The sequence below is a fragment of the Noviherbaspirillum sp. genome (assembly GCF_035254865.1).
In the GTDB taxonomy this organism is placed as follows: Bacteria; Pseudomonadota; Gammaproteobacteria; order Burkholderiales; family Burkholderiaceae_D; genus Noviherbaspirillum.
Genome location: NZ_DATFAF010000089.1, coordinates 91,995 through 109,106, shown reverse-complemented (window position 1 = coordinate 109,106; position 17,112 = coordinate 91,995). Strand labels below are relative to the sequence as shown.

The window sequence follows — 17,112 nt, the reverse complement described above, 5'->3', positions numbered from 1 at the left end:
GACTGTCCGCGTCCATGGACAAGCGTTCATGCTGCAGTAGCAAATCAATCATTGTTTCAGCGTCAATACCGGCAAGCTTGCCAAACTCGCCGGCGACACTACCCCGATCCACGATCCTTGCCACGCTTCACCCACGCTATACTGTGTCGCGTAGCGTCTTGTGCCCGATTCATGCAGTGAACGAATAAAAGCCAACAAATCCAAAAGCAGATTCTTCGCCCTATGCCGACGATTCACGTATTTATCATTTCCTGGCCCGGTCGGCATAACGATGCCGTTTCAACTCAAGTGCTGAGCAAAGCGGATCGCACTAGCATCGTTTATTCCGACTGCGAACCGTTAACGCTGGCAGCAGCAATTAATACCCAAATTTCCATTCGGTGACCCGGTGAATGCCGTACCTTTTTGGGCGCAGCTGCTTGCACTTTGCCTGTTGATACTCCTGTCGGCGTTTTTCGCGATGGCTGAAACGGCGCTGATGGCCGCCAATCGACATCGTCTGCGGCACCTTGCGAAACGCGGCAACAAGTTGGCTGCGACAACTCTCTGGCTACTCGAGCGCACTGACAAGGTGCTTTCCCTGATCCTGATTGTCAACACGCTGATCAACGCCTTGGCGACCGCATTGGTCACCGCAATAGCTATCTCGATGTTCGGCAATGAAGAAAGCGTTATCACGACCGCCACAGCAGTCGTCGCTTTCCTGCTCATCGTTTTTGCGGAAATTTCACCCAAGGTCATTGGCGCGACCTATCCGGAACGTATCGCACTTCCGGTCAGCTTTGTCCTGAAGCCACTGATGAGTCTCGCGAAGCCAGCGATCTGGTTTGTCAATCTGTTCGTTTCCGGCTTTCTCCGTATCCTGCATATCAAGACCGGCAGTGGATCGCACGAGCAACGTCTTTCGCAAGAAGAACTACGTTCGATCGTGCTCGAGGGAGGGAATTTCATTCCACAAAAGCACAAAAGCATCCTCCTGAACCTGTTCGACCTCGAAAAGATCTCGGTGGAAGATGTCATGACGCCGCGTGCGCAGGTCGAGGCATTGAATTTGTCTACGCCGGCCGAGGAGATCATCCATCAGCTTACGACCTGCTATCACAACAAACTGCCGGTCTACGAAGGTGAAATCAACCATATCGTCGGCATCCTGCATGTACGCAAGGCCATTGCTCTCATTAATCAGGAAGACGAACTGACGATCGCGCATTTCCGGCAGCTGCTCACCGCGCCGTATTTCGTCCCGGAAGACACCGATGTATTCACGCAGTTGCAATACTTCCAGGAAAATCACGAACGACTTGGCATAGTTGTCGACGAATACGGCGAAGTGCAAGGACTCGTCACCTTGGAAGACATCATCGAAGAGATGATTGGCGAATTCACAACTTCTCTGCCGGGGGCTGCACGCGCGGATGGCTTTGCCTGGGACGAACAGGGCGAATGCCTGGTGGAGGGCGCGACCACGTTGCGCGAAATCAACAAACATCTTGGATTGGATCTTCCACTGGATGGGCCGAAAACCCTGAACGGGTTATTGCTCGAAGAATTACGCGATATTCCGGAAGCGAACGTCAGCCTGAAGATAGGGAAATGTGTTGCAGAAATCGTTCAGGTGCAAAATCAAGCAATCAAAATCGTCAAGCTGATCAAAAAAATTTGACTTCCAGCCTTGTCATGCGAGAGCGTCCCCTGGATGTAACACTTCCACGCTCACAGTGATGTCTCTTTGTCACAATACCTTTACAAATCAGATGCCTATAGGCATTATCTAATGCAACTTGGACGATTCTGACCAAATTTTCGGCTGAATTCATGGCAGCGGTTCTTCCCAATCAAGCTTCAACGACGACGATGTCCGGCCTTGCACGTGCCTTGGTGCAAGCCGGGCGATTGTCCGCTCAGCAAGCAGATACATTGAACAAGCAGGCCATTGCCGACAAAGTTGCGTTTATCGATGTTCTGCTGGCTAGCGGAAGTATCGACTCGCTCTCGCTCGCCACTTTCTGTTCTGAAACTTTCGGATACCCGATGCTGGATTTCTCGGCATTCAATTCGAGCTTCCTTCCGGAAAATATTATCGATGCGCGCCTGATGCAAAAGCAGCGCGTCGTCGCGTTGGCAAAGCGCGGCAACAAAGTCTCGGTCGCGATCTCCGACCCGACCAATACCCATACGCTGGACCAGATCAAGTTCCAGACAGAGTTGACCGTTGAACCGGTGATTGTTGAACACCCGGTGCTGTTGAAACTCGTCGAAAAACTCGGCCAAAGTACAGAGGAGAGTCTCACTGAGATGATCGGTGATGACTTGGAGATCGATCTCAGTGACGAGGAAATGCCGGCAACCGGGCCGAGCGAGGCGGCCACGGCAGAAATCGATGATGCGCCGGTTGTCAAATTCCTCCAAAAGATTTTGCTGGATGCAATCAATATGGGCGCATCCGACTTGCACTTCGAACCGTTCGAGAAGTTTTACCGCATCCGTTTCCGCGTCGACGGGATTTTGCGCGAGGTGGCGCAACCTCCGCTTGCGATCAAGGAAAAACTGGCGTCGCGCATCAAGGTGATTTCCAAGCTCGACATCTCGGAAAAGCGCGTGCCGCAAGACGGACGGATGAAGCTGGTCGTGTCCAAGAATCGCGCGATCGACTTTCGCGTCAGCACCCTGCCGACGCTGTTCGGCGAAAAGATCGTGATGCGTATTCTGGATCCCAGCCAGGCGCAAATGGGTATCGATGCACTGGGATACGATCCGGACCAGAAGGAACTCTTGCTGAAAGCAATCGAGCGGCCATACGGCATGGTGTTGGTGACGGGACCAACCGGTTCGGGCAAGACCGTTTCGCTTTACACCTGCCTGAACATTCTGAACAAGCCTGGCATCAACATCTCCACGGCGGAAGATCCGGCGGAAATCAATTTGCCGGGCGTGAATCAGGTCAACGTCAACGACCGCGCCGGCCTGACGTTCGCCGCTGCGCTGAAGGCATTTCTCCGGCAGGATCCGGACATCATCATGGTCGGCGAAATTCGCGACCTGGAAACCGCCGATATCGCGATCAAGGCCGCACAAACCGGCCATATGGTGTTCTCCACGCTGCATACCAATGATGCGCCATCGACGTTGACCCGCCTGATGAATATGGGCGTGGCGCCTTTCAACATTGCTTCATCGGTCATCATGATTACGGCGCAGCGTTTGGCGCGACGCCTTTGCACCTGCAAGCAACCCGTCGCCATTCCCGATGAAGCGCTGCTCGAGGCGGGGTTCAAGGAGGAGGATCTGGATGGAACGTGGATGCCATACAAGGCGATTGGATGCGAGCGCTGCAGCGGCAGCGGCTACAAGGGCCGGGTCGGTATCTATCAGATCATGCCGATCTCGGAAGAAATCGAGCGCATCATCCTTGCCCACGGCACGGCGCTCGAAATCGAAGAGCAAGCCAGGCAGGATGGCGTAAAAACCTTGCGCGAAGCCGGCCTTGTCAAGGTCAAACAGGGTATGACAAGCCTGGAAGAAGTGCTCGGCTGCACCAACGAATAACGAGGGGACGAACATGGCAACTGCCGCCGGCAAATCAACGGGTGCGGTAAAGGAAGTAATTTTTGCCTGGGAAGGCAGGGACAAATCCGGGAAAAACGTCAAGGGAGAAATCCGCGCAGGCAGCGAAACGATCGTCAATGTGACCTTGCGCAGACAAGGGATTCTAGTCACCAAGGTCAAGAAGAAGTCCTTTTCGACAGGTAAAAAGATCACCGACAAGGACATCACCCTCTTCACTCGGCAACTGGCGACCATGATGAAAGCCGGTGTTCCGCTATTGCAGTCATTCGATATTGTTGCCAAGGGCCACTCGAACCCGGCAGTCGCAAAGTTGATTCAAGACATCCGAACAGACATCGAAACGGGTAGCAGCCTGAATCAGGCCTTTCGCAAGTTTCCCTTGTATTTTGATAATTTGTTCTGCAACCTCGTAGCAGCGGGCGAGCAGGCAGGTATTCTGGAAGACTTGCTTACTCGCTTGGCGGTTTACAAGGAAAAAACGCAAGCCATCAAGGGCAAGATCAAGTCGGCATTGTTTTATCCGATATCGATCCTGGTCGTAGCATTTGTCGTGACGTCAGTGATCATGATCTGGGTCATCCCGGCATTTAAGGAGGTATTCAAGAGCTTTGGTGCAGACCTCCCGGCACCAACGGTAATGGTGATGAACATCTCGGATTTCTTTGTCGCCAACTGGTACATTATTTTTGGCGGCCTGTTCGCCGGCCTCTACCTCCTCTTCCAGTCATGGAGACGCTCGGTCAATGTGCAACGATTCATGGACAGAGCGCTATTGCAAGCCCCCATTTTCGGCGAAGTGATTCGCAAGGCGACCATCGCACGCTGGACTCGCACGCTCGCAACAATGTTCGCTGCTGGCGTACCGCTGGTGGAATCGCTCGACTCGGTCGGCGGTGCATCGGGAAACTTCGTCTACATGGACGCCACCAAGAAAATACAGACAGAGGTCAGCACTGGTACAAGTTTGACTACCGCGATGCAGAATGCGAACGTCTTTCCGAACATGGTAACGCAGATGGTCGCCATCGGCGAAGAATCCGGTGCGCTCGATCAGATGTTGGGCAAGGTTGCGGATTTTTATGAGGCGGAAGTTGACGATGCCGTTGAATCACTATCCAGCCTGATGGAACCTCTCATCATGGCCATATTGGGCGTTCTGATTGGCGGCATGGTGATTGCCATGTATCTCCCAATCTTCAAGCTTGGAGCCGTCGTCTGATGCTCGATTTGATTGTGTCGGCACCGCCCGCAAGCCTTATCCCGACGGTTTTCGCTGCTGTCCTTGGTCTGCTGATCGGCAGCTTCCTGAATGTCGTTATCCATCGACTGCCGAAAATGATGCAGCGTGAATCGGACAACTACGTGGCGCATGAGCGTGGCGAGCCTTTGCCGCACACCGATCGCTACAACCTCATGGTCCCGCGCTCGGCCTGTCCACACTGCGGACATGCGATAAGCGCACTCGAAAACATCCCCGTCCTGAGCTATCTGTTCCTGCGGGGGAAATGCATCGAATGCAAGACACCGATTTCGCCACGCTATCCGATCGTCGAACTGTTGACCGGCATACTTTCCGGCCTGCTGATCTGGCGCTTCGGGAGCGGGCTGGCCGGATTGGCAACGCTGGCATTCGCGTATCTGCTGATTGCGATGACCTTCATCGACGCGGATACCCAGTTGCTTCCCGATGACTTGACCCTGTTGCTGCTCTGGTGTGGGCTGTTGCTCAATCTGAATGGCACCTTCGTTCCGCTCCGCGACGCCGTGATCGGTGCTGCAGCCGGTTATGCAAGCCTTTGGAGCGTCTACTGGCTGTTCAAGCTCACCACTGGCAAGGAGGGCATGGGTTACGGCGACTTCAAATTGCTCGCGGCATTGGGCGCCTGGCTTGGCTGGAAGATGCTGCCCGTAATCATTTTGTTGTCGTCCGTGGTCGGCGCGGTGGTCGGCATCTCGCTTATCTTGTTCGCCAAGCACGGGCGCAACAACCCTATTCCTTTCGGCCCCTATCTGGCTGCGGCCGGAATGATCGCATTGCTCTACGGTAGACAAATAGTCGAAGCGTATCTTGGAGTCCCCGTCTGACATGCCTGAAGCAATTGTGCCTGCGCGCAGATTTTCGGTCGGCCTTACCGGCGGTATCGGCAGTGGCAAGACGACCGTGGCGGACATGTTCCATGCAAGAGGGGCAGCGATCATTGACACGGATCTGCTTGCGCATCAGTTGACGGCGCCGAACGGCCTGGCGATTCCCGAAATACATGCGCAATTCGGTGAGGCGTTTTTGACTGCCGACGGTGCGATGGACCGCGCGAAGATGCGGGAATACGTATTTGCGGAGCCGACAGCCAAGGCGCGCCTGGAAGCGATCCTGCATCCCTTGATCCGACTCGAGACCGAGCGGGCTGCGGCGCAGGCGCGAGGTACTTATCTGGTGTTCGTCGTCCCTCTGCTGGTTGAGTCCGGATCATGGCGGCAACGGGTATCTCGCGTACTGGTTGTCGATTGCGCGGAACAGACCCAGATACGGCGCGTCATGAGCCGCAGCGGTTTATCCGAGCAGCAGGTCCGCGCCATCATGGCCGCGCAAGTGTCCCGACAGGAGCGGCTCGCCGCAGCGGACGATGTCATCGATAACGATGGCGATGCAATCGCGCTGGTCCCTCAGGTCGACCGGCTCCATGCAGCCTATGTCTCGCTCGCGGCAAAGTGTGATGATGTGTAAGTGATCTGCTGCATCGGACAGCAAAATCATTGATATCTTGCCCGACAATATTTGTATTTTTTCATGGCTTCGTTCAGAATCATATAATTATTGCCAGCACGAGCTTTACAGCTAAAGGGACGCCATTTTGATCATCTACGAATACCCTTTCAACGAGCGTATTCGCACTTTGCTGCGGCTGGAAGATCTTTACGAAAAATTCATCTTTTTCCTTCATCAAGACCATCCTCAACAGCATCACATTGCGCTGTCGACAATTTTCGAAATGCTCGAAGTTGCCGGCCGAGCCGATCTCAAGTCGGATTTGCTGCAGGAACTGGAGCGTCAGAAGCAAACGCTCATCGGATTCAAGTCCAATCCCAATGTATTGCCGGAGCGCCTGAACGAAGTTCTTGCGGATGTTGACCGCAGCAGCGCGGCCTTGATGGCTGCGCAAGGCAAGACTGGACAAAATATTCGCGATAACGAGTGGCTCATGAGCATCCGCGGCAGGACCATCATTCCGGGCGGTGCCTGTGAATTCGACCTTCCGTCCTACTACGCCTGGCAACACCGTTCAGCACAGCAGCGTTTCAACGATATTTCCACCTGGTTTGCTCCGCTCGTGCCGCTGTTCGATGCAATCGGTGTCGTGCTGCGCCTGTTACGCGAATCCGGTCGTTCCGCGAAGACGATCGCGCAGGCCGGCAGCTATCAGCAAATGCTGCAAGGCAAGGTCTATCAGATGCTGCGGCTAAGCATTGACGAGACGTTGGGCGCAATCCCTGAAATTTCCGCCAACAAGTATATGCTTTGGGTACGTTTTACCTCGCAGGACGGCGACATGAAGCCAAGATCCTTCGAGAACGATGTCCCCTTTGAGCTGACCCTGTGTAATTTCTGAGGTGTATTATGGCGACCGTTGTTGATTGCCCGACTTGCGGCAAGAAGGTCGAATGGACCGAGAAGAGCAAGTATCGGCCGTTTTGCTCCGAGCGCTGCAAACAGATCGATCTGGGCGCTTGGGCGGAAGAAAAATACGCGATCCCTGCTGTTACGCCGCCCAAAGAGGCGGATGACGATAGTCTTCCACCGCATTGAACTGCACCTGATTCATCGGTCTGATCCCGGAATCCCGTATTTGCGAAGCTTGTTTGCAATCATCGAATGCGATGTCTTGAGCCGGGATGCGAGCTTGCGGCTCGAGGGATACTGCTGATAGAGCCTCTCGAGAACGGCACGCTCAAACAGAGCAACCGTTTTCTCCCAGTCTTCCGCTTCCTGGTAGTGCGATGAAACTTCCATCGACATGCTGCCCTCGGCAAGGTCGAAGTCTGAAGCATCCAGAATGCGTTGGTCCGTCATCGTGATGGCGCGAAAGACGACATTTTGCAGCTGTCTCACGTTGCCCGGCCAGCTATTGGCAACCAGCGCCGCACAGGCTTGCGCGTTGAGCCTGCAAATCGGCTTTTGTGCCTGTGCACAGGCACGTTCAATGAAATGGCGCGCCAGCAGCAGGATGTCGTCCGGGCGCTCGCGCAGTGACGGCACTTCGAGCTGCAGCACATTCAAACGATAGAACAGGTCTTCACGAAAACTCCCCTCCGCGACCATTTTCCGCAAGTTGCGATGCGTGGCACTGATGATGCGCACATTCACCTTGGTTTCGCGTTCGCTGCCGATGCGGCGGAATTTTCCATCGTTTAAAAAGCGCAGCAGCTTGGCCTGCAGATAGAGAGACATTTCGCCGATTTCATCGAGAAAAACGGTCCCGCCTTCCGCCATTTCGATCAAGCCTGGCTTGCCGCCGCGTTGCGCGCCCGTAAAGGCGCCGGACATGTAGCCGAACAATTCACTCTCGGCCAGATTCTCCGGCAGCGAGGCACAATTCAGCGCAAGAAAAGGAGCGCTTCCACGCGGGCTCGCTGCATGGCAGGCTTGCGCAACGAGCTCCTTGCCGGTGCCTGTTTCGCCTACGATCAGCAAGGGCGCGTCGACCATCGCCACACGGGCCGCGCGCGCCTTCAGCGCACGAATCGGCTCGGATTCACCGATGATGGAATCGAATCCGCCGCTGGTATGCTGCAAGGCGTGAAGCCTGCCCCCCAGGCGACGCGGTGCATGCAAGGTAATCACACCGCCGACCGTCTGCCCCAATGCGGAATCGAGCGGCTCCGAAACCGGCGTCACTTCCAGCAGAAAGGGTTGGCCGTGCAGCCTCACCTCGCGTGCGGGCGCACGAAACCCGCTGCCCAGCAATTCCGTCTGCAGGCCGGCCTCGCCGAACAGTTCCCGTAGCGTGCTCTGATGCAATTGACTCTCATCCAATTCCGCCACGACGGCGGCTGCAGCATTCGCTGCCACAATGCGGCCTTCGGCATCAACCGCCATCACCGGATCGGCCATCGCCGCCAACAAGGCATCGAGGTGCAAGCGGCGGCGCGCGCCCGGCAGCACGTCGACAACTTTGACCTCCTGCACGCCGGCGACACCCATGAAGTCTTCGCGCAAAAGCGGCAACATGCTTTCGGCGAGTTCAGGAATATCGATAAACACGTCGGAGGAATCGACCTCGACCGCGACCACGTTCATGTTCCGACGTGCCAGCACAGCCAGAATCTCATGTGCGATGCCGACGCGGTCGGCGAACTGGACGTCTATCCGCATGGTGTCAGGATTTCTTCAGATTGTTGGGCTGAGTAAGTGCCGGGACTCATCGTCACTTTACCCGCGCACCGTGAAGGCGACAATAGCGGGCGGGAGGCGCGTATGAAAATCACAGTGAACGCGCTGTCGCGGATTTTCAAGCCAGCTCTTGCGCCGGCTCCGGAATATAGGGCCGTGGCCCGGAACTGAAACCACGGACCGAACTGGCCGAGCCAAGCGCCTTGAGCCGTCCCAGGTCGAAGGCCTGAAGATGCTGCAATACGACCTGGTTGATTTCCATCGTGGCTTGCATCAGCAGGAGGTCGACGTTTTGCTGCGCGGCGCTGCGCTGCTCGTCTGCAGCGGGTTCGGCTCTTTTCTTGCGTGACGATGACGGCTCCGGCATGCCGCTGGCGACGCTTCGGAAGATGTCCGCGAGCGTTATCGTTCCCAGCATTGAGGAGCAATACCAGGCGTCCTTGTTGTTGTCGTCCTGATGGAGCAATCCGGAACGGTGCAAGTCAGTCAGCAAGCTGCGTATCGCGCGCGTCGATTGTCCAAGTGCGTCTGATAATGCTGCGCTTGCCACCGGACGTGGATTGGCAATCACGATGCGGGCCAGCACCTCGATTGCCATGGAAAATCGCGCATGCAGCTGGCGATCGCCGAGAATAAATTCGTTCATCGCATCCGGCTCCACCGTGCGTCCGTTCATGCCTGCATCTTATGAAAAGGAAGAATCGAAAACTTGATGTTGCGGTGACGTTCCATTTGCAATCCCTTCAAATCGATTACCGGGCAATTCCCTGACTGCGGGGGTGTGGACTCAGGGCGTGATGATCGCAAACTCCGGAGAGACGGAAGATCGACGCCGCCCCTCGACTGGCGCTTGAGGATACGGCCAGCCGGTTTCCGGGCCGGCCGTCCTGGATGGCTTATTGCAGGAAATAGTCCGCAGGAACGTATTCGTATCCCAGGTCATGTGCGACCGCTTCGTAGCTGACCTTGCCCTGACAAACATTCAGGCCATTCTTGAGATGCGGATTGTCCTTCAGCGCTTGCCTCCATCCCTTGTCCGCCAGCGCAACCGCGTGGCCGATCGTGGCGTTGTTCAGCGCGAAGGTCGACGTGCGCGCGACCGCACCTGGCATGTTGGCCACGCAATAATGGACCACGCCGTCGACGATGTAGGTGGGCTCGGCATGCGTCGTGGCGTGCGAGGTTTCGAAGCATCCACCCTGATCGATTGCGACATCGACCACGACCGCGCCCTGTCTCATGCGTGAAATCATGTCGCGGGTAACCAGCTTCGGTGCCGCGGCACCCGGCACGAGAACGCCGCCGACAACGAGATCTGCCGAGAGCACCGATTCCTCGACTGTATGGGCGTTCGAATACAGCGTCGAAATGCGATTTCCAAACACCAGGTCCAACTGCCGCAGGCGATCGACGTTCTTGTCCAGCACCGTGACGCGCGCACCGATACCGACAGCTATTTGCAGGGCATTGGCGCCCACTACGCCGGCACCGATGATCACCACATGGCCTGCTTCCACGCCGGGCACTCCGCCCAGCAGCAATCCCATGCCGCCCTTTGATTTTTCGAGATGTGCGGCGCCGGCCTGAATCGACATGCGGCCGGCCACTTCGCTCATCGGCGCCAGCAGCGGCAGGCCCCCGCCGGGACCGGTAATGGTTTCATAGGCGATGCAGGTCGCGCCGGACTTGACCAGCGCCGCAGTTTGCTGCGGGTCCGGCGCGAGGTGCAGATAGGTGTAGAGGATCTGCCCTTCGCGCAACATGGCGCATTCCTGCGGCTGCGGCTCTTTGACTTTGACGATCATCTGCGCCCGGTCGAAGATTTCCTTCGCCGTGTCCACCAGGGACGCTCCTGCTGCCACATACTGCTCGTCGGACAAACCGATCGCGGTTCCGGCGTTTTTCTGAACGATCACCTGATGACCGCGCGATGTCAGCTCGCGTACGCTGGCCGGGGTCAGTCCGACACGATATTCATGGTTTTTGATCTCTTTTGGCACGCCGACTAGCATGTGAACTCTCCTGTTTATGGTGCGCAATAGCGCTCTGGATTGCTCCACGAAATGCCTGGACATATTCAGCCGCAAAGCCAATTTCGTGGATGGCTGAAGTGACATTTAGCAACCTGCGTGCCACATGAATAAGAGTCATTAAATCAGGCACTTAGCGATACAGGGCGTGATTTTTCAAAACCAGCTGTCCACAAATTAATACAACCACTCGACTTCCTGCTGACGAAGTTAGCCCAAGGTCCTCTGCGATCCTCGTGCAGGCTCATATGTACAGAATAAAATACAGTGTATTTAATTCAATACAGTCGTATTGAAAGTGGAGTGATGATGGAAATGCGCGACGTGCCGCTGGAGAGGCTGGGAATGCCTGAAGCAGCCCGCCGCAGTATTCGTTAGGAACGTAACCGCAATTGATTCAGCCACTCCAGGAGTGGAATGGTGGCTGGCAGCAAGGGCTCGACTTCGAAGCTTCCTTGCCATGCAAATGCCTGTCCTTCAAGGCTTTGCGGTTCACCCTGCCAATCCCGGCTGATGTAGAAATGGAGCCGGACGTGGGCATGGGGATAGACGTATTCGACGCCGCACCACGGTTCCGCCGAGAGGACTTGCACCCCGAGTTCTTCGAGAAATTCGCGCTTGAGCGCTTCGAGAATCGACTCGCCCTGCTCGACCTTGCCACCCGGGAATTCCCAGTACCCCGCATAGGGCTTGCCCTCGGGGCGCTGACCAAGCAGAACGTCGCCGTTCGGCTTCATGAGAATGCCAACGGCAACGTCGATTGGTGATGCTAGCAAGGCGGACATGCGGAAATTATCGGTCGGCCTTGCCCGCGTAGTCGCGCGCAAATTGCCATGCCACCCGCCCGGAGCGAGACCCGCGTTGCAAGGCCCAGCGCAGCGCATCGGCACGAGCTTCTTCGATGTGCCGGTCGCCGCAGCCGAAATGGCGCAGCCAATGCGCGACGATGTCGAGGTAGTCGTCCTGCTTGAAAGGATAGAACGATACCCACAGACCGAAGCGCTCCGACAAGGAAATCTTCTCCTCGACGGTTTCCCCCGGATGCAAATCGCCGTCTTCCGTATGCACATAGGTCGCATTGTCGGACATCCGCTCGGGCATCAGGTGCCGGCGGTTGGAGGTGGCGTAGATCAACACATTGTCGGACTGTGCCGCGATGCTGCCGTCGAGCGCCACCTTCAGCGCCTTGTAGCCGCTTTCACCTTCCTCGAATGACAGGTCGTCGCAAAAAATGATGAAGCGCTCCGGCCGCCCGGCGATCATGTCCACGATGTCGGGCAGATCGCCCAAGTCATCCTTGTCGACTTCGATCAGGCGCAATCCCTGTGACGCATACTGGTTCAGGCAGGCCTTGATCAGTGAAGACTTGCCGGTGCCGCGCGCGCCGGTCAGCAATACATTGTTGGCCGGCTTGCCATTTACAAACTGCCGCGTGTTCTGGTCGATCTGCTGCTTTTGCACTTCGATGTTGTGCAAGTCGGACAAGGCAATGGAAGCGATGTGTGCAACCGGCTGCAAGTAGCCGCGACTGCCTTTTCCGCCTTGCTTGCGCCAGCGGAATGCAGTACCGGCATTCCAATCAGGAGTAGGACTCGATTGCGGCAGAATCGATTCAAGGCGCATCAACAGCGCTTCGGCGCGGTCGAGGAACTGGTCGAGTTGCGTCATGTCAGGAACGGTAGTCGGCGTTGATGCTCACATACTCGTGAGAGAAATCGCAGGTCCAGATCGTCGCCGCCGCACTGCCGCGCGCGAGCTTCACCCGCACAGTGATTTCGCTCTGCCTCATCACGCGCTGGCCGTCCTCTTCCTTGTAGTCGGGATTGCGCCCGCCGTTCCTCGCGACCCACACATCATCGAGATAGAGGTTCAGCTTGCCCACGTCGAGATCGTCAACGCCGGCATAGCCGATGGCGGCGAGAATCCGGCCAAGATTGGGATCGGACGCATAGAACGCGGTCTTTACCAGTGGCGAGTGGCCGATCGAATAAGCGATCTTGCGACATTCCTCGACACTCGCGCCCTCTTCGACGGTAATGGTGATGAACTTGGTCGCCCCCTCACCGTCGCGCACGATCATTTGCGCCAACTCCTGGGAGAGCGAAGCGACCGCGGCCGACAAGGCTGCATACTCGGGCGAGCCGACCTCGTTGACCTCGAGCTGACCGGCGCCGGTCGCGATCAAGATGAAGGAGTCGTTGGTCGATGTGTCGCCATCAATCGTGATGCAGTTGAAGGACTTGTCCGCCGCTTCCTTCACCATATGCTCGAGAACCGGCTGCGCAACTTTCGCATCCATGGCGAGGAAACCCAGCATGGTCGCCATGTTCGGCTTGATCATGCCGGCCCCTTTGCTGATGCCGGTGAGCGTCACCATCTTGCCGTCGACCGTCACGGTCCGCGATGCCGCTTTCGGCTGAGTGTCCGTTGTCATGATCGCTTCGGCGGCGTTGTACCAGTTATCCGTTTTCAGGTTGCTGATCGCCTGCGGCAAGCCAGCCTTGATCCGATCCACCGGCAATTGTTCGAGGATGACGCCGGTCGAAAAGGGAAGTATCTGCGCCGGGTCGCATCCGAGCAAGTCAGCCAGCGCAACGCAAGTCAGGTTGGCATTTGCCAAGCCCGTGTCGCCGGTGCCGGCGTTAGCGTTCCCGGTATTGATCACCAGCGCGCGAATCGGGCCACCGGCCATTCGCAATCCTTCCAGGTGCGCCTTGCAAACCTGCACCGGGGCCGCGCAAAAACGATTCTTGGTAAACACGCCTGCGACGCTTGCCGTCGGCGCAAGCTTCATGACCAGCAAGTCCTTGCGGTTGGCTTTGCGCACGCCTGCTTCGGCATGGCCGAGTTCGATGCCGGCGACGGGTTTCAGGTTGGCGGCGATGGGGAGCGGAAGATTGACGGCCATATGGTTTTATTGCGTGGGTGACAGATCGGTAAGATCGATATTGTAAACGTATCGGGGCGACGATGCGTTCTGGATGCGGGTATTCACGGCCTGCAACGCTTCGGGATGCTCGCCAAAGACAAAGGGCAGGTTACCCTGCCCTTTGTCATGTCGCGCTGCTCTCCCGGCCTCAGGCCAGCTTGCCGTGGCACTGCTTGTATTTCTTTCCGCTGCCGCATGGGCACGGATCGTTGCGCCCGACCTTCGGCAATGCATTGACCATCGGTTGCTGACGGTCGCCATCCGCGGTCGCGGTAGGCGCCAGCAATTCTTCCGGTGCGGCATTCGGGTTGAAATCGGCATGCTGATAATGCACGTTCTCGACATGCGACTGCGCCAGCTGTTCCTCGGCGGCGTCGATCTCTTCACGCGACTGGATGCGCACGGTCATGACGATGCGTACCACCTCGTTCTTGATCATGTCCAGCATCTGGCCGAACAGTTCGAACGCTTCGCGCTTGTACTCCTGCTTCGGATTCTTCTGCGCATAGCCGCGCAGGTGAATGCCTTGACGCAGGTGGTCCAGCGCGGCCAGATGCTCGCGCCAGTGGGTGTCGATACTCTGCAACATGACGCTTCGCTCGAAACCGGCGAATGCCTCTTTGCCGATGATGTCGATCTTGGCGTTGTACGAATCGTCAGCCGCTTTCAGCACGCGTTCCAGCAGATCATCGTCGGTCAGGTTCGGCTCGGCTTCCAGCATTGCGGAGAGCGGCACATCCAGCTGCCACTCATTGGCCAGCGCCGCTTCCAGCGACTTGATGTCCCACTGCTCTTCCATCGATTCTGCCGGCACGAAGCTGCGGAACAGGTCGCTGAATACGCCATGGCGCAAGGACGCAATCAATTCGGAGATGTCGGCGGCTTCCAGCAATTCGTTGCGCTGCTGGTAAATCACTTTGCGCTGATCGTTTGCGACATCGTCATACTCAAGCAGCTGCTTGCGGATATCGAAGTTGCGTGCTTCCACCTTGCGCTGTGCCGATTCGATCGAGCGAGAAACGATGCCGGCTTCGATCGGTTCGCCTTCCGGCATCTTCAACCGGTCCATGATCGCACGGACGCGATCGCCGGCGAAAATGCGCAGCAACGGATCGTCCAGCGACAGGTAGAAACGGGATGAACCGGGATCGCCCTGGCGTCCGGCACGTCCGCGCAACTGATTGTCGACGCGGCGCGATTCGTGCCGCTCGGTGCCGATGATGTGCAAGCCGCCCGCCGCCACCACGTGGTCATGCAACGATTGCCACTCATTGCGCAGTTTTTGCGCTCGCTCCTGCTTCTCCGCATCGCTCAGATTGGCATCGGCCTCGATCAACTGGATCTGCTTTTCGACGTTGCCGCCCAAAACAATATCCGTACCGCGGCCGGCCATGTTGGTGGCGATGGTGATCATCTTCGGACGGCCGGCTTGCGCAATGATTTCCGCTTCGCGGGCATGCTGCTTCGCATTCAGCACGTTGTGCGGCAGCTTGTGCTGGGTCAGAATATTCGACAGCAACTCGGAGTTCTCAATCGAGGTCGTACCGACCAGGACCGGCTGGCCGCGCTCATAGCAATCCTTGATGTCCATGAGCATCGCGTTGTACTTCTCCTGCGCGCTCTTGTAGACCTGATCCTGGCGATCCTTGCGCTGGCTCGGCTTGTTCGGCGGAATCACCACGGTTTCCAAACTGTAGATTTCCTGGAACTCGTACGCTTCGGTATCGGCCGTACCCGTCATGCCGGCGAGCTTGCCGTACATGCGGAAGTAATTCTGGAAAGTGATCGATGCCAGCGTCTGGTTTTCATTCTGGATCCGCGCGCCTTCCTTGGCCTCGACTGCCTGATGCAGGCCATCGGACCAGCGGCGGCCTGTCATCAGACGACCGGTGAACTCGTCAACGATAATGACTTCGCCGTTCTGCACCACGTAGTGCTGATCCTTGTGATACAGCGTGTGCGCGCGCAATGCAGCATACAAATGGTGAATCAGGGTGATGTTGGCGGCATCGTACAGCGAGGCGCCCTCCGGAAGCAGGCCCATGCTGGTGAGGATCTGCTCCGCCTTTTCATGCCCTGCTTCGGTCAGCAATACCTGATGGGATTTTTCATCCTTGGTGTAATCGCCGGGCACTTCGATCTTGCCCTTGCCGTCCGGAGTTTCCTCGCCGATTTGCATGGTCAGCAAGGGCGGTACCGCATTCATCTTCACGTACAGGTCGGTATGGTCTTCCGCCTGGCCGGAAATGATCAGCGGGGTTCGCGCTTCGTCGATCAGGATCGAGTCCACTTCATCGACGATAGCGAAATTCAGTCCGCGCTGCACGCGATCGCCGGCCTCGTACACCATGTTGTCGCGCAAATAGTCGAAACCGAACTCGTTATTGGTGCCGTAAGTGATGTCGGCACCATAGGCTGCCTGCTTGGTGTCATGCTCCATCTGCGACAGGTTGACGCCGGTGGTCAGTCCCAGCCAGCCGTACAGCTTGCCCATCCATTCCGCGTCGCGCTGCGCCAGGTAATCGTTGACCGTTACCACATGCACGCCCTTGCCGGAAAGTGCATTGAGGTAGGCGGCGAGCGTCGCCATCAGCGTCTTGCCCTCGCCGGTGCCCATTTCGGCGATCTTGCCATAGTGAAGGACCATGCCGCCGATCAACTGGACATCGAAATGGCGCATCTTCAGGACGCGCTTGCTCGCCTCGCGACACACCGCGAACGCTTCGACAAGGATATCGTCCAGTTTGGCGCCCTTGGCAACGCGGTCCTTGAATTCAGGCGTCTTCGCCTGCAGTTCGGCGTCGGAAAGCTTTTCCATCGCCGGCTCGAGCGCATTGATTTCGCGGACAGTTTTTTGATATTGCTTGATCAGTCGCTGGTTGCGACTGCCGAAAATCTGGGTCAGTAATGACATGCTTGATTTCTAAGAATAGCGCCACGACAACGACACGCCACAAGGCTGGTGTCCCTCTCGATGGCCGGACTTTGGCTAAATTGCAGATTTTATCATGCGCCTCGAACCGGACTGACGCTGTCAGGAACGGATGCGCAAAATGGTTGAGCGAGCACAGAATTGTCAATGAACGGCGGTCGCTTTCAGCAACACTGATGACTCGATCACGCACTTAGGTGGGGGCGCATGGTGAAGAAACAATATCTGTCGCGCAGATATTCACTTGGCCCCGAGGCAAGACAGG

14 protein-coding genes are annotated in these 17,112 nt (G+C 56.8%); 7 read left to right on the top strand and 7 right to left on the bottom strand.

Translation table 11 applies throughout. The features are described 5' to 3' along the window. Positions 1-388: 388 nt before the first annotated feature. The 7 genes from VJ651_RS22335 to yacG all read left to right on the top strand — a co-directional run bounded on the left by VJ651_RS22335 (position 389) and on the right by yacG (position 7,372). Positions 389-1,663 carry an HlyC/CorC family transporter gene (locus VJ651_RS22335; protein ID WP_324109540.1) on the top strand — a complete coding sequence of 425 codons (1,275 nt, stop codon included), beginning with the start codon at positions 389-391 and terminating at the stop codon, positions 1,661-1,663. Between the two features lie 152 nt (positions 1,664-1,815). Continuing rightward, on the top strand, positions 1,816-3,546 hold the full coding sequence (gene pilB, locus VJ651_RS22330) for a type IV-A pilus assembly ATPase PilB (RefSeq protein WP_324109539.1): 1,731 nt from the start codon (positions 1,816-1,818) through the stop codon (positions 3,544-3,546). 13 nt (positions 3,547-3,559) lie between these two features. Further along, positions 3,560-4,786, top strand: coding sequence for a type II secretion system F family protein (locus VJ651_RS22325; RefSeq protein WP_324109538.1), 1,227 nt, complete (start codon positions 3,560-3,562; stop codon positions 4,784-4,786). Further along, positions 4,786-5,652, top strand: coding sequence for an A24 family peptidase (locus VJ651_RS22320; protein ID WP_324109537.1), 867 nt, complete (start codon positions 4,786-4,788; stop codon positions 5,650-5,652). Before VJ651_RS22325 ends, VJ651_RS22320 begins: the two co-directional genes overlap by 1 nt. A gap of 1 nt (position 5,653) precedes the next feature. Further along, on the top strand, positions 5,654-6,292 hold the full coding sequence (gene coaE, locus VJ651_RS22315) for a dephospho-CoA kinase (protein WP_324109536.1): 639 nt from the start codon (positions 5,654-5,656) through the stop codon (positions 6,290-6,292). Positions 6,293-6,419: 127 nt separating this feature from the next. After that, complete coding sequence (gene zapD, locus VJ651_RS22310; protein WP_136413188.1) at positions 6,420-7,175, top strand: cell division protein ZapD; 756 nt, start codon at positions 6,420-6,422, stop codon at positions 7,173-7,175. A gap of 8 nt (positions 7,176-7,183) precedes the next feature. Then, the gene (yacG, locus tag VJ651_RS22305; RefSeq protein WP_136413189.1) at positions 7,184-7,372 is read left to right on the top strand and encodes a DNA gyrase inhibitor YacG; all 189 of its coding nucleotides are present in this window, start codon (positions 7,184-7,186) and stop codon (positions 7,370-7,372) included. A gap of 12 nt (positions 7,373-7,384) precedes the next feature. On the opposite strand, the gene VJ651_RS22300 is transcribed toward yacG, so the two are convergent. The 7 genes from VJ651_RS22300 to secA all read right to left on the bottom strand — a co-directional run bounded on the left by VJ651_RS22300 (position 7,385) and on the right by secA (position 16,829). Further along, positions 7,385-8,938, bottom strand: coding sequence for a sigma-54-dependent transcriptional regulator (locus VJ651_RS22300; protein ID WP_324109535.1), 1,554 nt, complete (start codon positions 8,936-8,938; stop codon positions 7,385-7,387). Between the two features lie 136 nt (positions 8,939-9,074). Further along, positions 9,075-9,602 carry a hypothetical protein gene (locus VJ651_RS22295; protein ID WP_324109534.1) on the bottom strand — a complete coding sequence of 176 codons (528 nt, stop codon included), beginning with the start codon at positions 9,600-9,602 and terminating at the stop codon, positions 9,075-9,077. Positions 9,603-9,852: 250 nt separating this feature from the next. Beyond that, positions 9,853-10,968 (bottom strand): alanine dehydrogenase, encoded by a 1,116-nt coding sequence (gene ald / locus VJ651_RS22290; protein WP_324109533.1) that lies wholly within the window; start codon positions 10,966-10,968, stop codon positions 9,853-9,855. Between the two features lie 392 nt (positions 10,969-11,360). Continuing rightward, positions 11,361-11,771, bottom strand: a complete 411-nt coding sequence (locus VJ651_RS22285) for an NUDIX domain-containing protein (protein ID WP_324109532.1) — start codon at positions 11,769-11,771, stop codon at positions 11,361-11,363. A 7-nt stretch (positions 11,772-11,778) separates the two neighbouring features. Continuing rightward, positions 11,779-12,654 carry an ATP-binding protein gene (locus VJ651_RS22280; protein ID WP_324109531.1) on the bottom strand — a complete coding sequence of 292 codons (876 nt, stop codon included), beginning with the start codon at positions 12,652-12,654 and terminating at the stop codon, positions 11,779-11,781. Position 12,655: 1 nt separating this feature from the next. After that, positions 12,656-13,894 (bottom strand): bifunctional glutamate N-acetyltransferase/amino-acid acetyltransferase ArgJ, encoded by a 1,239-nt coding sequence (gene argJ / locus VJ651_RS22275; RefSeq protein ID WP_324109530.1) that lies wholly within the window; start codon positions 13,892-13,894, stop codon positions 12,656-12,658. 169 nt (positions 13,895-14,063) lie between these two features. Next, positions 14,064-16,829, bottom strand: coding sequence for a preprotein translocase subunit SecA (gene secA / locus VJ651_RS22270; protein ID WP_324109529.1), 2,766 nt, complete (start codon positions 16,827-16,829; stop codon positions 14,064-14,066). Between the last annotated feature and the right edge of the window lie 283 nt (positions 16,830-17,112).

Bases quoted from the DNA above. Each gene is read 5' to 3' on its own strand.
- VJ651_RS22285 (WP_324109532.1), bottom strand. From the start codon at position 11,771: ATGTCCGCCTTGCTAGCATCACCAATCGACGTTGCCGTTGGCATTCTC.
- VJ651_RS22295 (WP_324109534.1), bottom strand. From the start codon at position 9,602: ATGAACGAATTTATTCTCGGCGATCGCCAGCTGCATGCGCGATTTTCC.
- ald (WP_324109533.1), bottom strand. From the start codon at position 10,968: ATGCTAGTCGGCGTGCCAAAAGAGATCAAAAACCATGAATATCGTGTC.
- VJ651_RS22300 (WP_324109535.1), bottom strand. From the start codon at position 8,938: ATGCGGATAGACGTCCAGTTCGCCGACCGCGTCGGCATCGCACATGAG.
- yacG (WP_136413189.1), top strand. From the start codon at position 7,184: ATGGCGACCGTTGTTGATTGCCCGACTTGCGGCAAGAAGGTCGAATGG.
- secA (WP_324109529.1), bottom strand. From the start codon at position 16,829: ATGTCATTACTGACCCAGATTTTCGGCAGTCGCAACCAGCGACTGATC.
- VJ651_RS22280 (WP_324109531.1), bottom strand. From the start codon at position 12,654: ATGACGCAACTCGACCAGTTCCTCGACCGCGCCGAAGCGCTGTTGATG.
- VJ651_RS22325 (WP_324109538.1), top strand. From the start codon at position 3,560: ATGGCAACTGCCGCCGGCAAATCAACGGGTGCGGTAAAGGAAGTAATT.
- argJ (WP_324109530.1), bottom strand. From the start codon at position 13,894: ATGGCCGTCAATCTTCCGCTCCCCATCGCCGCCAACCTGAAACCCGTC.
- coaE (WP_324109536.1), top strand. From the start codon at position 5,654: ATGCCTGAAGCAATTGTGCCTGCGCGCAGATTTTCGGTCGGCCTTACC.
- VJ651_RS22320 (WP_324109537.1), top strand. From the start codon at position 4,786: ATGCTCGATTTGATTGTGTCGGCACCGCCCGCAAGCCTTATCCCGACG.
- pilB (WP_324109539.1), top strand. From the start codon at position 1,816: ATGGCAGCGGTTCTTCCCAATCAAGCTTCAACGACGACGATGTCCGGC.